The following is a 13,886-nucleotide window of genomic DNA, read 5'->3' as shown; positions in this document are numbered from 1 at the left end:
AACCACGTCAATAGATTGGAATTGAGAGAGGTTTTCCCCATGGATTGAGGGAAACACGGTCGACCGGATGAGGCCAGACTGAATGCGCAGGCAGCTGCCTTGTGGGCGGGCCCGGCAAAATGGCGCGTAGAGTAGCGAAATTCGACGCCCCTCGCACTGTTGCAGTGCGAAGTGTCCGCTGAGTGCACCTGAGTGTCGCATCGGTGCAAGACTCAGCGGAAACGATACAGCTAGTTCCAGAAGCCTCAGGCGTGAGGCCCGGACTTACAGCGCCATGTCGGCCGCTGGGTTGCTTTCAGCTTTCGGTGCCGTCTGGCCTTCGATCGGGTTGGCAGCGGCAGCGGCCTGGTCGATCACAGGAGGAGCAACGGCCAGCTGCAGAATCTTGGCGGTGTAGTTCCACTCTTTCTGCACGGCTTCCGGCGAGTTGTTCAGCGCAGTACCGTAGCTAGGCACGATCTGACGCAGCTTGGCTTGCCACTCGGGCGTCGCGACCTTGTCCTTGAACGCCTTTTCCAGCACGTTGATCATGATCGGTGCTGCGGTCGATGCGCCAGGCGAGGCACCCAGCAAACCGGCGATGCTGCTGTCCTTGGAGACGACGATTTCAGTACCCAGTTTCAGCACGCCGCCCTTGTCTGCGTCACGCTTGATGATCTGCACGCGCTGGCCAGCCTGCCACAGACGCCAGTCTTCTTTCTTGGCGTTGGGGAAGTACTGCTTCAAGGCTTCGTAGCGATCATCATCCGACAGCATGACCTGACCGGCCAGGTATTCGATCAGCGGGTACTGCTCGATGCCGACCTTGGTCATGGGCCATACGTTGTGCAGGTTGGTGCTGGTCAGCAGGTCCAGGTACGAACCGTTCTTCAGGAACTTGGTCGAGAAGGTGGCGAATGGGCCAAACAGAACCACGCGCTTGCCGTCCAGGACACGGGTGTCCAGGTGCGGAACGGACATGGGCGGCGCGCCGGTCGATGCGATGCCGTAGGCCTTGGCCATGTGCTGCATGGCCACGCTCGGGTTCTCGGTCACCAGGAACGAGCCACCTACCGGGAAGCCACCGTATTCCTTGGCTTCTGGAATACCCGAGTCCTGCAGCAGATGCAGGGCAGCACCACCGGCGCCGATGAACACGAACTTGGCATCGGTTTCAGTCTTGGTGCCGTCTTTCAGGTTCTTGTAGGTCACGCGCCATGAACCATCGTCATTGCGCTTGATGTCTTCAACTTCGCTGGACAGCTTCAGGTCGAAGCCTTTCTGGCCCTTCAGGTGACCGACGTACTGGCGAGTGATCTCACCGAAGTTCATGTCGGTACCCAGCGGGCTCCAGGTGACGGCCAGTTTCTGATTGGGGTCGCGGCCCTCCATCATCAACGGCACCCACTTCTTGATCTGCTCGTGGTCCTGGGAGAACTGCATGCCGGCGAACAGCGGGCTCGCCTTCAGCGCTTCATAGCGCTTCTTGAGGAACTCGATGTTGTTGTCGCCCCAGACGAAGCTCATGTGCGGCGTGGAGTTGATGAACGTGCGTGGGTTCTTCAACACCCCCACCGTCACCTGGTGAGCCCAGAACTGACGGGAAATCTGGAAGGCTTCGTTGATCTCGATCGCCTTGGCGATCTGGACCTTGCCGTCCTTGTCTTCCGGCGTGTAGTTCAGCTCGGCCAGGGCCGAGTGTCCGGTACCCGCGTTGTTCCATCCATTGGAGCTTTCTTCGGCGACAGCGTCCAGGCGCTCGACCATTTCCATCGACCAGCTCGGCTCGAGCTCGTTGAGCAGCACGCCCAGCGTGGCGCTCATGACACCGCCGCCGATCAGCAGGACATCGACTTTCTTCGCTTCGGCCGCTTGTGCCGACACCATCCCGATGGACAGAGCCAGACCCAGCAGCGCTGTGTTCGCTTTCTTCAACATTCAGAAATTCCTAGGATAGAACGTCATCCATCCGTCGTCGCGACCCGGAACAGCCAGCATTCATTGGCAAATCCAGCGCAAACGGGCATTCAGAGGGACTGACGGGCAGACATACAAGACCGTACGACAGTGCTCGGTCTCACTTTCATGTCTCTCCTGCGCTGACTTCTTCTTGTTGAATATTGTCTTCAGCTACTTGAGCGACGCTGAATCCTGCGGCTGCCGAGGCAGGGCCGTACAGAATTCCACCAACTTGATTTGAACCGCTTGATTCGACCCACTTGACACAGACGTCAACCACGCTCGGAAGAGACGATTTAACGTTTCAGCGAGCTGCGACAATCTGGCGGGTCGACATAGTACATGAGGCTCGCTAACGCAACCATCCCAAAGTCGCAGAAAGCTTGTACTGCGCCTGCAACAATCGTCTCGATTCGTTGTCGCCGCGAACTCATCTTCCAGAAACACAAAAGCCACCCGAAGGTGGCTTTTGCGACTACGCGTGCAGGCAAGCGAAGCTTACTTGACCGCCCAGCCAGTCAGCTCGGCCAAGGCCTTGCCGATATCAGCCAGCGAACGCACGGTTTTCACACCAGCGTCCTGCAGGGCTGCAAACTTCTCGTCTGCAGTGCCCTTGCCGCCCGAGATGATTGCACCGGCATGGCCCATGCGCTTGCCTGGAGGGGCAGTCACACCAGCGATGTAGGAAACGACCGGCTTGGTCACGTGTGCCTTGATGTAGGCAGCGGCTTCTTCTTCGGCCGAACCACCGATCTCGCCGATCATGACGATAGCTTCGGTCTGTGGGTCTTCCTGGAACAGCTTCAGGATGTCGATGAAGTTCGAGCCCGGGATCGGGTCACCGCCGATACCGACGCAGGTCGACTGGCCGAAACCGGCGTCGGTGGTCTGCTTGACGGCTTCATAGGTCAGGGTGCCGGAACGCGACACGATACCGACCTTGCCTGGCAAGTGGATGTGGCCTGGCATGATGCCGATCTTGCACTCGCCCGGAGTGATCACGCCTGGGCAGTTGGGGCCGATCAGGATGACACCCAGCTCGTCGCACTTGACCTTGGCTTCCAGCATGTCGATGGTCGGAATGCCTTCGGTGATGCAGACGATCAGCTTGATGCCGCCGAACGCCGCTTCAAGGATGGAATCCTTGCAGAAAGGAGCCGGTACGTAGATGACCGAGGCGGTAGCGCCTGTGGTTTCCACGGCTTCTTTCACGGTGTTGAACACAGGCAGGTTCAGGTGGGTGGTACCACCCTTGCCCGGAGTCACGCCGCCAACCATCTTGGTGCCGTAGGCGATGGCTTGTTCGGAGTGGAAAGTACCCTGCGAGCCGGTGAAGCCCTGGCAGATGACCTTGGTGTCTTTATTGATCAGGACGCTCATTACTTGCCCTCCGCAGCTTTGACAACTTGTTGAGCAGCGTCGGTCAGGCTGGTGGCTGCGATGATGTTCAGACCGCTTTCCGCCAGTACTTTAGCGCCCAGTTCAGCGTTGTTGCCTTCAAGGCGCACAACCACCGGGATTTTAACGCCGACTTCCTTCACCGCGCCGATGATGCCTTCGGCAATCATGTCGCAACGAACGATGCCGCCGAAGATGTTGACCAGTACGGCCGCGACATTGGTGTCGGACAGAATGATCTTGAACGCTTCGGTTACGCGTTCCTTGGTAGCACCGCCGCCAACGTCGAGGAAGTTGGCTGGCTTGCCGCCGTGCAGGTTGACGATGTCCATGGTACCCATGGCCAGGCCGGCACCGTTGACCATGCAACCGATGTTGCCTTCCAGCGCCACGTAGTTCAGTTCGAACTTGGCAGCGTGCGCTTCACGCGGGTCGTCCTGCGAAGGATCGTGGAAACCCTTCAGCTTGGGCTGACGGTACATGGCGTTGGCGTCGATGTTGATCTTGGCATCGAGGCAATGCAGATCGCCGTCCGCCTTGATGACCAACGGGTTGACTTCCAGCAGGGCCAGGTCATGGTCCTGGAACAGCTTGGCCAGGCCAACGAAGATCTTGGCGAACTGGGCAACCTGCTTGCCTTCCAGACCCAGCTGGAATGCCAGCTCGCGGCCCTGGAACGGCTGAGCGCCGACCAACGGATCGATGGTGGACTTGAGGATCTTCTCGGGAGTGTCGTGAGCGATCTTCTCGATGTCCACGCCACCTTCGGTGGAAGCCATGAACACGATGCGACGGCTGGAGCGGTCCACTACGGCGCCCAGATACAGCTCTTTGGCGATATCGGTGCAGGACTCGACCAGGATCTTGGTGACAGGCTGACCGTTGGCATCAGTCTGGTAAGTCACCAGACGCTTGCCCAGCCACTGCTGAGCGAAAGCCTTGGCGTCTTCCTTGCTGCGAACCAGCTTTACACCACCAGCTTTACCACGGCCACCGGCGTGGACCTGGGCCTTGACGACCCACTCGCTGCCGCCGATCTTGTCGCAGGCTTCTGCGGCTTCTTCGGGGGTGTCTACCGCGTAACCCTTGGATACTGGCAGGCCGTATTCAGCGAACAGCTGCTTACCCTGATACTCGTGAAGATTCATGCTTATTACCGTCTTCGTTAGGTACTGCGCTTTTCGGCGCTGCGCTTCGTGATTGAAGTGCCGCGCCACCTGTGACTGCTACTCGCCGGTTGACCGACGAGGCGAGTCCGGCGGACGTTCCGCGGCACCCCTGCGTACAGGGCATGCGACGGGCAATCCACCGTGGTTTCTTATTGTTTAACGCTTCTTGCGGTTGGCGATGTGGATGGCGCCGCCATTCACGGCCAGGGCCGCTTCGTGCAGGGCTTCCGACAGGGTCGGATGCGAGAAGACCATCATGCCCAGGTCTTCGGCACTGGTGCCGAATTCCATGGCGATGGCGCCCTGCTGAACCAGTTCTGCGGCGCTCGGGCCGATCACGTGGACACCCAGTACGCGGTCGGTCTTGGCATCGGCGATGACCTTGACGAAACCGCCGGTATCGTTGGCTGCCATCGCGCGACCACTGGCCGCGAACGGGAAGCTGCCGACGTTGACTTCAACGCCTTCGGCCTTGAGCGCCTGCTCGGTCTTGCCGACCCATGCGATTTCCGGGTGGGTGTAGATGACCGATGGAATCAGGTCGTAGTTCATCACGGCCTTGTGGCCCTTGATGCGCTCGACGACCATGATGCCTTCCTCGGACGCCTTGTGCGCCAGCATCAGGCCACGGACCACGTCACCGATGGCATAGACGCCAGGGACGCTGGTCGCGCAGTAGTCATCGACAAAGATGAAGCCGCGCTCGTCGATGTCCACGCCGCTGTCCGAAGCCAGCAGGTCCGTGGTCACCGGACGACGGCCCACGGCGACGATCAGCTTGTCGAAGGTGATCGACTGCTCGCCATTGGCATCGGTGTACTTGACCACGACTTCTTCGCCCTGAACTTCGGAGCCGGTCACGCGAGCGCCGAGCTTGATGTCCAGACCTTGCTTGGTCATGGTCTTCAGGGCTTCCTTGGACACCGCGGTGTCGGCAGCCATGAGGAAGGTGTCCAGCGCTTCGAGCACGGTGACCTGGGCGCCCAGGCGCGACCATACCGAACCCAGCTCCAGGCCGATCACGCCGGCACCAATGACGCCGAGACGCTTGGGCACTTCCTGGAATTCCAACGCACCGGTGGAGTCGACGATGATCTTCTGGTCGACCGGCGCCGGTGGAATGTCGATCGGACGCGAGCCGGAAGCCAGAATGACGTTGTCGGCTTCGACGACTTCAACGCCGTTGGGGCCGGTCACTTCGACTTTCTTGCCAGCCAGCAGTTTGCCGTGGCCTTGCAGCACGGTCACGCCGTTGGACTTGAACAGGCCGGCAACGCCGCCAGTCAGGTTCTTGACGATGTTGGACTTGCGGCCAATCATCGCCGGAACGTCCATGGTCACGCCGGCATGGTTGATGCCGTGGACGGCGAAACCGTCCTGCGCTTCGTGGAATTTCCACGAGCTGTCCAGCAATGCCTTGGACGGAATGCAACCCACGTTCAGGCAGGTGCCGCCGAGGGCCAGCTTGCCTTCACCGTCTTGATACTTCTCGATACAGGCAGTCTTGAGGCCCAGTTGTGCGGCCTTGATGGCAGCGACGTAGCCACCGGGGCCTGCGCCAATCACTACCACGTCGAATTTCTGAGTCATAAAACAATTCCTATTAGCGGCATGCTTGAAGCCCAGCCAACGGGGTCCGGATCAAGCTGCGTGGGCTCGATGGCGGATCCCGCTACCTGTGGCTGCCTTGTCAGATATCCAGCAACAGACGAGCTGGATCTTCGAGCAGGTTCTTGATGGTCACCAGGAACGTCACAGCTTCCTTGCCGTCGATCAGGCGGTGGTCATAGGACAGTGCCAGATACATCATCGGGCGGATGACCACTTGGCCGTTGATCGCCATGGGACGCTGCAGAATGTTGTGCATGCCCAGGATGGCCGCTTGCGGCGGGTTGACGATCGGGGTCGACATCATCGAACCGAAGGTACCACCGTTGGTGATGGTAAAGGTACCCCCGGTCATTTCGTCCATCGACAGCTTGCCGTCGCGCGCTTTCTTGCCGAAGGTGGCGATGCCGCCTTCGATCTCGGCCAGGCTCATGGCCTCGGCATTGCGCAGGACGGGAACCACCAGACCTCGGTCGCTGGACACCGCGACACCGACGTCGGCGTAGCCGTGATAGACGATGTCGGAGCCGTCGATCGAGGCGTTGACAGCCGGGAAGCGCTTGAGCGCCTCGGTGGCCGCCTTGACGAAGAACGACATGAAGCCCAGGCGCACGCCGTTGTGCGACTTCTCGAACAGGTCCTTGTACTTGGAGCGCAAGGCCATGACTTCGGTCATGTCGACTTCGTTGAAGGTGGTCAGCATGGCCATGTTCGACTGGGCTTCGACCAGACGTTCAGCGACCTTGGCGCGCAGACGGGTCATCGGCACGCGCTTCTCGGTGCGGTCGCCGGTGGTCTGGACCACGGCGGCTGCAGCGGCAGGCATGGCAGGCTTGGCAGCCGGTGCCGACTTCTTGGCTTCGATGGCGGCAACCAGGTCTTCCTTGGTAACGCGACCGTCTTTGCCGGTGCCCTTGACGCTGATTCAGGTTGATGCCGTTTTCTTCGGCCAGCTTGCGTGCAGCCGGACCACCGATGGCGTCATCGTCGCCGGCAGCAGGTGCCGAAGCCGCCTGTGGTGCGGCGGTTTGAGGCGCGGCAGCGGCCTGAGGTGCAGCAGCGGGTGCAGCAGCGGGTGCAGCGGCGGCAGCGCCGCCCTCCTCGATGGAGCCCAGAACTTCGTCCGACAGAACGGTGTCGCCTTCGTTCTTGACGATCGCGCCCAGCACGCCGTCGGCAGTGGCCAGCACTTCCAGGACAACCTTGTCGGTCTCGATGTCAACGATCAGGTCATCGCGCTTGACCGCATCGCCCGGCTGCTTGTGCCAGGTCGCAACGGTGCCGTCGGCGACCGATTCCGGGAAGGTAGGGGCTTTGATCTCGATAGCCATTATCAGTAATTCCTTAAATTCGGTTTCAGGTGCGCGTTGGCATTAAACGGTGAAGGCATCTTGCAGCAGTTTGGCTTGCTGCTCGGCATGCATTCGAAGCGTAACCACAAGCCGGGGCAGCCGATGCGTCACGGCCGGCATACTCGAGGACCAGGGTCTTCTTGTGATTGCTCATGCTGCGGCGCAAGTGATGCTGACTGCTGTACCAGGCACCCTGGTTCATCGGTTCTTCCTGACACCAGACCACGTGCTCCAGATTGGTGTAGGCAGCGATCGCTTCCATCAAGTCGTCTTCAGGGAACGGATACAGCTGCTCGATACGCACGATGGCGACATCTTCGCGGCCTTCGGCGCGGCGCTTCTCCAGCAGGTCGTAGTAGACCTTGCCGCTGCACAGCACCAGACGCGTCACCTTGGCGGCGTCCAGGGTATCGATTTCCGGGATGACGGTCTGGAACGAACCTTCGGCCAGATCTTCCAGGGTCGACACCGCGAGCTTGTGACGCAGCAGCGACTTGGGCGTGAGCACGATCAGCGGCTTGCGCAGCGGACGGATCACCTGACGACGCAGCAGATGGTAGATCTGCGCAGGCGTGGTGGGCACGCACACCTGAATGTTGTGCTCGGCGCACAGCTGCAGGTAACGCTCCAGACGCGCGGACGAGTGCTCCGGGCCCTGCCCTTCGTAGCCGTGCGGCAGCAGCATGGTCAGACCGCACAGACGGCCCCACTTGTGCTCGCCGCTGGTGATGAACTGGTCGACCACGACCTGTGCACCGTTGGCGAAGTCACCGAACTGCGCTTCCCAGATCACCAACGCGTTGGGCGAGGTGGTCGAGTAGCCGTATTCGAACGCCAGAACCGCCTCTTCGGACAGGAACGAGTCGTACAGATCGAAGCGCGGCTGGCCGTTGTACAGGTTCTGCAGCGGAATGTAGGTCGCCGCATCCTTCTGGTTGTGCAACACCGCATGGCGGTGCGAGAAGGTGCCGCGGCCGATGTCCTGGCCGGTCATGCGGATCGGATGACCTTCGAAGGCCAAGGTGGCGTACGCCATGGTCTCGGCATAGCCCCAGTTGATCGGCAAGCCACCGGCCTGCATCTTCTGGCGATCTTCGTAGATCTTGGACACCTGGCGCTGCACCACGAAGCCTTCGGGAATTTCCAGCAGCTTGGCGGACAGCTCCTGCAGGGTCTTGAGGTCGAAACGCGTGTCGTGACGCGCCGTCCAGGCATGGCCCAGGTAAGGACGCCAGTCGACGAACAATTCCTTGTTCGGTTCCTTGACCAGGCTCTTGACCACGTGCAGACCGTTGTCCAGCGCATTGCGGTACTCGTCGATCTGGCTCTGCACGCTGCCTTCGTCGAGCACGCCGGCCTTGATCAGGCTTTCGGCATACAGCTCGCGGGTGGTGCGCTGCTTGGCGATCTGCTGGTACATCAGCGGCTGAGTGCCACTTGGCTCGTCGGCCTCGTTGTGGCCGCGACGGCGGTAGCACACCAGGTCGATGACCACGTCCCGCTTGAACTGCATGCGGTAGTCGATGGCCAACTGGGTGACGAACACCACGGCTTCCGGATCATCGCCGTTCACGTGCAGGATCGGCGCCTGGATCATCTTGGCCACATCGGTCGCGTACTCGGTGGAGCGCGCGTCGTACGGGTTGCTGATGGTGAAACCAACCTGGTTGTTGATCACGATGTGCACGGTACCGCCGGTCTTGAAACCGCGGGTCTGCGACATCTGGAAGGTTTCCATGACCACGCCCTGGCCGGCGAATGCAGCGTCGCCGTGCAGCGAGATCGGCAGCACCTTGTCGCCGACCGCATCGTTGCGACGGTCCTGGCGGGCACGTACCGAACCCTCGACCACCGGAGAAACGATCTCCAGGTGGGACGGGTTGAACGCCATGGCCAGGTGCACTTCGCCACCTGCGGTCATCACGTTGGACGAGAAACCCTGGTGGTACTTGACGTCACCGGAGCCCAGCTCGACCTTCTTCTTGCCTTCGAACTCGTCGAACAGGTCGCGAGGGTTCTTGCCGAAGGTGTTGACCAGTACGTTGAGACGGCCACGGTGGGCCATGCCGATCACGACTTCCTTGGTGCCGTAGGAGCCCGAGCGCTGAATCATCTCGTCGAGCATCGGGATCAGGGCTTCGCCACCTTCCAGACCGAAACGCTTGGTGCCGGGGTACTTGGTGCCCAGGTACTTCTCGAGGCCTTCGGCAGCGGTGACGCGCTCCAGCACGTGGCTGCGGATCTCGGCCGAGAACGAAGGACGACCGCGCACGCTTTCCAGGCGCTGCTGGAACCAGCTGCGCTGCTCGGAATCGGTGATGTGAGTGAACTCGGCGCCGATGGTGCGGCAATATGTCTGCTGCAAAGCCTCGAGAATTTCACGTAGGCTCGCCTCCTCCTTGCCGATGAACAGGTCGCCGGCACGGAAGGTCGTATCCAGATCGGCATTGGTCATGCCGTAATGGTTGATTGACAGGTCTGCCGGAGCAGGCCGTTGCCACAGCCCCAACGGGTCCAGTTGGGCTGCCTGGTGGCCGCGCATCCGGTAGGCCTGAATCAGTCGCAGCACTTCTACCTGCTTCTTTTCGTGCTCGCTGCTCACGCTCCCGGCGGAAACCGGTTGAGCACGGCGCTGGTTTTTGGCCAGCAGGACGAAATGATCGCGAATGGTGGAGTGTGCAACGTCGGTGGCAGTGCTGCCTTCGGCAGGCAACTTCTGAAAGTAGGTGCGCCATTCCTCTGGCACAGCGTTAGGGTCGTGCAGGTAAAGCTCATAGAGCTCTTCCACATAGGCAGCGTTACCACCGGATAGGTGGGCGCTGTTCCACATGCGCTGCATCACGCTTTCTTGCATGCTTGGTCACCCTCGGTTAGGGGACACCACCGGCGCTGACACCTTGGGCGTATTGACGCGGTCCGTGTAGAGCGACCGTGCAAGCCACCTCAGAGTTGTACGCTGGTAGTCCGGGTACCAGCCCGGAGCCCCTGCTGGTCTTGTTTCTTCGAAAGTAAAAGCGAAGCCATACGCAGCCGCGCTCGGGTTTTCGTCACAGCGCAGGATCGATCCCGCGCTGTGACGGCTTGCGGTGTAGCAGTTGAATCAGACGCCGTTGGACAACAGCATGTTCCGCACGTGGCCAATAGCCTTGGTGGGGTTCAAGCCTTTCGGGCAGACGCTGACGCAGTTCATGATGCCGCGGCAGCGGAATACGCTGAACGGGTCATCCATCGATGCGAGGCGCTCGCTGGTCCGGGTATCGCGGCTGTCGGCCAGGAAACGATAAGCCTGCAGCAACGCTGCCGGGCCCAGGAACTTGTCGGGGTTCCACCAGAACGACGGGCAGGACGTCGAGCAGCAAGCGCACAGGATGCACTCGTACAGACCGTCCAGCTTTTCACGCTCTTCCGGAGTCTGCAGACGCTCGATGGCCGGAGCCGGAGTGTCGTTCTGCAGGAACGGCTTCACCTTCTCGTACTGCTTGTAGAAGATGCTCATATCCACGACCAGGTCACGGATGACGGGCAATCCTGGCAGCGGACGCACGATCAACTTGTTACCTTTTACGACAGCGGACAGCGGCGTGATGCACGCCAGGCCGTTCTTGCCGTTGATGTTCATGCCGTCGGAACCGCACACGCCTTCACGGCACGAGCGACGATACGAAAAGCCTTCGTCCTGTTCCTTGATCAAGGCCAGCACGTCCAGCACCATCACATCCTTGCCACCGGTGTCGACCTGGAATTCCTGCATGGACGGCGCTGCGTCCTGATCCGGGTTGTAGCGATAAACACTGACTTGCAACATGACGGCCACCCTCAATAAGTCCGGATTTTCGGTTCGAAAGTCGGAACGGTTTTCGGCGAGAAGTTCACGGCGCGCTTGGCAACACGTTTTTCACCCGGGAAGTACAGGGTGTGGCACAGCCAGTTTTCGTCGTCGCGATCTTCATAGTCTTCACGGGCGTGAGCGCCGCGGGACTCTTTGCGATGCTCTGCAGCGATCGCGGTGGCTTCCGCCACTTCCAGCAGGTTCTGCAATTCCAGCGCTTCGATCCGGGCGGTGTTGAAGCCCTGGCTCTTGTCGTTGATCTTGACGTTGGCGATGCGCTCGCGCAGGCCGGCCAGCTGGTCGATACCTTTCTGCATGTACTCGCCGGTGCGGAACACACCGAAGTAGTTCTGCATGCAGCTCTGCAGTTCCTTGCGCAGGCTGGCGACGTCTTCGCCGGTAGTCCGTGCGTTAAGGCCGTCCAGACGCGCCAGGGCGACTTCCAGATCGGTGTCGCTGGCACGGCGGTAGTCGATGCCTTCGCTCAGTGCCTGCTCCAGGTGCAGACCGGCGGCGCGACCAAATACCACCAGGTCGAGCAGCGAGTTGCCACCCAGGCGGTTGGCACCGTGAACCGACACGCAAGCCACTTCGCCCACGGCGAACAGACCAGGGATGATGGCATCGTTGCCATTGGCATCCTGGGTGATTGCCTGACCGTGGATGTTGGTAGCGACACCCCCCATCATGTAATGACAAGTTGGCACGACAGGAATCGGCGCGGCGGCCGGATCGACGTGGGCAAAGGTCTTGGACAGCTCCATGATGCCCGGCAGGCGGCTGTGCAGCACTTCCTCGCCCAGGTGATCGAGCTTGAGCATCACGTGATCGCCATCGGGACCACAGCCATTGCCGGCGATGATTTCCTTGACCATGGAGCGCGCAACCACGTCACGACCGGCAAGGTCCTTGGCGTTCGGTGCGTAGCGCTCCATGAAACGCTCGCCGTGCTTGTTGATCAGGTAACCGCCTTCACCGCGGCAACCTTCGGTGACCAGTACACCTGCGCCAGCGATGCCGGTCGGGTGGAACTGCCACATCTCGATGTCCTGTACCGGCACACCGGCACGCAGGGCCATGCCGACGCCGTCACCGGTGTTGATCAGGGCGTTGGTGGTGGACGAATAGATGCGCCCGGCCCCGCCGGTCGCCAATACGGTGGCGTTGGCACGGATGTAAGAGGTTTCGCCGGTTTCGATGCAGATGGCGATCACGCCAACGATCGCACCGTCCTGGTTCTTCACCAGATCGACCGCATAGTATTCGTTCAGGAATACAGTGCCAGCCTTCAGGTTCGCCTGATAGAGGGTGTGCAGCAAGGCGTGACCGGTACGGTCGGCAGCAGCACAGGTACGTGCCGCCTGGCCGCCCTTGCCGAAGTCCTTGGACTGGCCACCGAACGGACGCTGGTAGATGCGGCCCTGCTCGGTACGCGAGAACGGCAGCCCCATGTGCTCGAGCTCGAAGACGGCCTCCGGGCCTACCGAACACATGTACTCGATAGCGTCCTGGTCACCGATGTAGTCGGAACCCTTGACGGTATCGTACATGTGCCAGCGCCAGTCATCGTTCGGGTCGGCCGAAGCGATGGCGCACGTGATGCCGCCCTGCGCCGATACGGTGTGCGAGCGAGTCGGGAAGACTTTGGTGACAACGGCAGTCTTGTGACCGCCCTGGGCCAGCTGCAGCGCTGCGCGCATGCCGGCACCGCCACCACCAATGATGATGGCGTCGAAGGAAAGCGTACTAATGTTAGCCATGAATCAGATACCCCAAAGAATCTGCACACCCCAGACGAAGTACGCGAACATCGCGACGCCGCATACCGCCTGGAACAGGAAGCGTATAGCCGTGGCCGACTTGCCGAATGACATCGGCGTCAGGTAGTCGGTGGCGATGGTCCACATGCCGACCCAGGCGTGGGCGCCCAGGGCGACCAGGGCCAGGAGGCTGAAGATGCGCATCCAGTTGCTGCTGAACAGCGAGTGCCATTGGGTGTACTCCATGCCTGGATTGGCAATGATGTACCCGATCAGAAACAGAAAATAAGCCGCGAGAACGACCGCAGACACGCGCTGTGCCATCCAGTCATAGAGGCCCGAACGCGAAAGGTTCGTAACGTTGGTTACCATACCCAAACTCCTGCCAGAACGATCAGCACCACCGAGATGATGAGAACGATTTTGGAGCCCAGCTTGCCGCCTTCCAGCGTCTCACCGATGCCCATGTCCATGATCAGGTGGCGCACACCGGCCACCAGGTGATACAGCAAGGCGGACAGCAGGGCCCAGATCACAAACTTGGCCAGCGGGCTGGTCAAATACGCCTTCACCTCGCCGAAGCCTTCCTCGGAGCCCAGGGATTTGCCCAATGCGTACAGCATGAGAGCGATGCCCAGGAACAGGATGACACCGGATATACGATGGAGAATGGACGTGTAAGCAGTGACAGGGAGTTTGATGGTCCTTAGGTCTAGGTTTACAGGTCGTTGGCTATTCACGGCTTTTTTCACACTGAAGAGCCCCTAGCAAGCAGGGCAAGTTGTAGGGAAGTGTACTGGTCAGGTACTCACCACCCAGGGAGTGACGACCC

At 60.5% G+C, this 13,886-nt stretch carries 8 protein-coding genes and 2 pseudogenes; all 10 read right to left on the bottom strand.

The window, feature by feature from the left end:
* Positions 1-264 precede the first annotated feature (264 nt).
* Positions 265-1,917: a malate dehydrogenase (quinone) gene (mqo, locus tag ABMD26_RS20090; RefSeq protein WP_122743418.1), complete on the bottom strand. Its 1,653-nt coding sequence runs from the start codon at positions 1,915-1,917 to the stop codon at positions 265-267.
* A gap of 519 nt (positions 1,918-2,436) precedes the next feature.
* On the bottom strand, positions 2,437-3,318 hold the full coding sequence (gene sucD, locus ABMD26_RS20085) for a succinate--CoA ligase subunit alpha (RefSeq protein ID WP_049859859.1): 882 nt from the start codon (positions 3,316-3,318) through the stop codon (positions 2,437-2,439).
* Complete coding sequence (gene sucC, locus ABMD26_RS20080) at positions 3,318-4,484, bottom strand: ADP-forming succinate--CoA ligase subunit beta (RefSeq protein WP_049859858.1); 1,167 nt, start codon at positions 4,482-4,484, stop codon at positions 3,318-3,320. The genes sucD and sucC overlap by 1 nt, the downstream gene beginning before the upstream one ends.
* Positions 4,485-4,661: 177 nt before the next feature.
* Positions 4,662-6,095 carry a dihydrolipoyl dehydrogenase gene (lpdA, locus tag ABMD26_RS20075; RefSeq protein ID WP_134721761.1) on the bottom strand — a complete coding sequence of 478 codons (1,434 nt, stop codon included), beginning with the start codon at positions 6,093-6,095 and terminating at the stop codon, positions 4,662-4,664.
* A 100-nt stretch (positions 6,096-6,195) separates the two neighbouring features.
* A pseudogene (gene odhB, locus ABMD26_RS20070) lies at positions 6,196-7,444 on the bottom strand (2-oxoglutarate dehydrogenase complex dihydrolipoyllysine-residue succinyltransferase).
* 42 nt (positions 7,445-7,486) lie between these two features.
* A pseudogene (locus ABMD26_RS20065) lies at positions 7,487-10,319 on the bottom strand (2-oxoglutarate dehydrogenase E1 component).
* A 246-nt stretch (positions 10,320-10,565) separates the two neighbouring features.
* Positions 10,566-11,270 carry a succinate dehydrogenase iron-sulfur subunit gene (locus ABMD26_RS20060; protein ID WP_043193659.1) on the bottom strand — a complete coding sequence of 235 codons (705 nt, stop codon included), beginning with the start codon at positions 11,268-11,270 and terminating at the stop codon, positions 10,566-10,568.
* 11 nt (positions 11,271-11,281) lie between these two features.
* Positions 11,282-13,054, bottom strand: a complete 1,773-nt coding sequence (gene sdhA / locus ABMD26_RS20055; protein ID WP_049859854.1) for a succinate dehydrogenase flavoprotein subunit — start codon at positions 13,052-13,054, stop codon at positions 11,282-11,284.
* Positions 13,055-13,057: 3 nt separating this feature from the next.
* Positions 13,058-13,426 (bottom strand): succinate dehydrogenase, hydrophobic membrane anchor protein, encoded by a 369-nt coding sequence (gene sdhD / locus ABMD26_RS20050; RefSeq protein ID WP_049859853.1) that lies wholly within the window; start codon positions 13,424-13,426, stop codon positions 13,058-13,060.
* Positions 13,420-13,806 (bottom strand): succinate dehydrogenase, cytochrome b556 subunit, encoded by a 387-nt coding sequence (sdhC, locus tag ABMD26_RS20045; RefSeq protein ID WP_177327952.1) that lies wholly within the window; start codon positions 13,804-13,806, stop codon positions 13,420-13,422. Before sdhC ends, sdhD begins: the two co-directional genes overlap by 7 nt.
* Between the last annotated feature and the right edge of the window lie 80 nt (positions 13,807-13,886).

Origin of the sequence: Pseudomonas sp. PvP001 (assembly GCF_040546375.1) — a bacterium.
In the GTDB taxonomy this organism is placed as follows: Bacteria; Pseudomonadota; Gammaproteobacteria; order Pseudomonadales; family Pseudomonadaceae; genus Aquipseudomonas; species Aquipseudomonas coleopterorum.
This window is presented reverse-complemented; position numbering and strand designations above follow the sequence as displayed.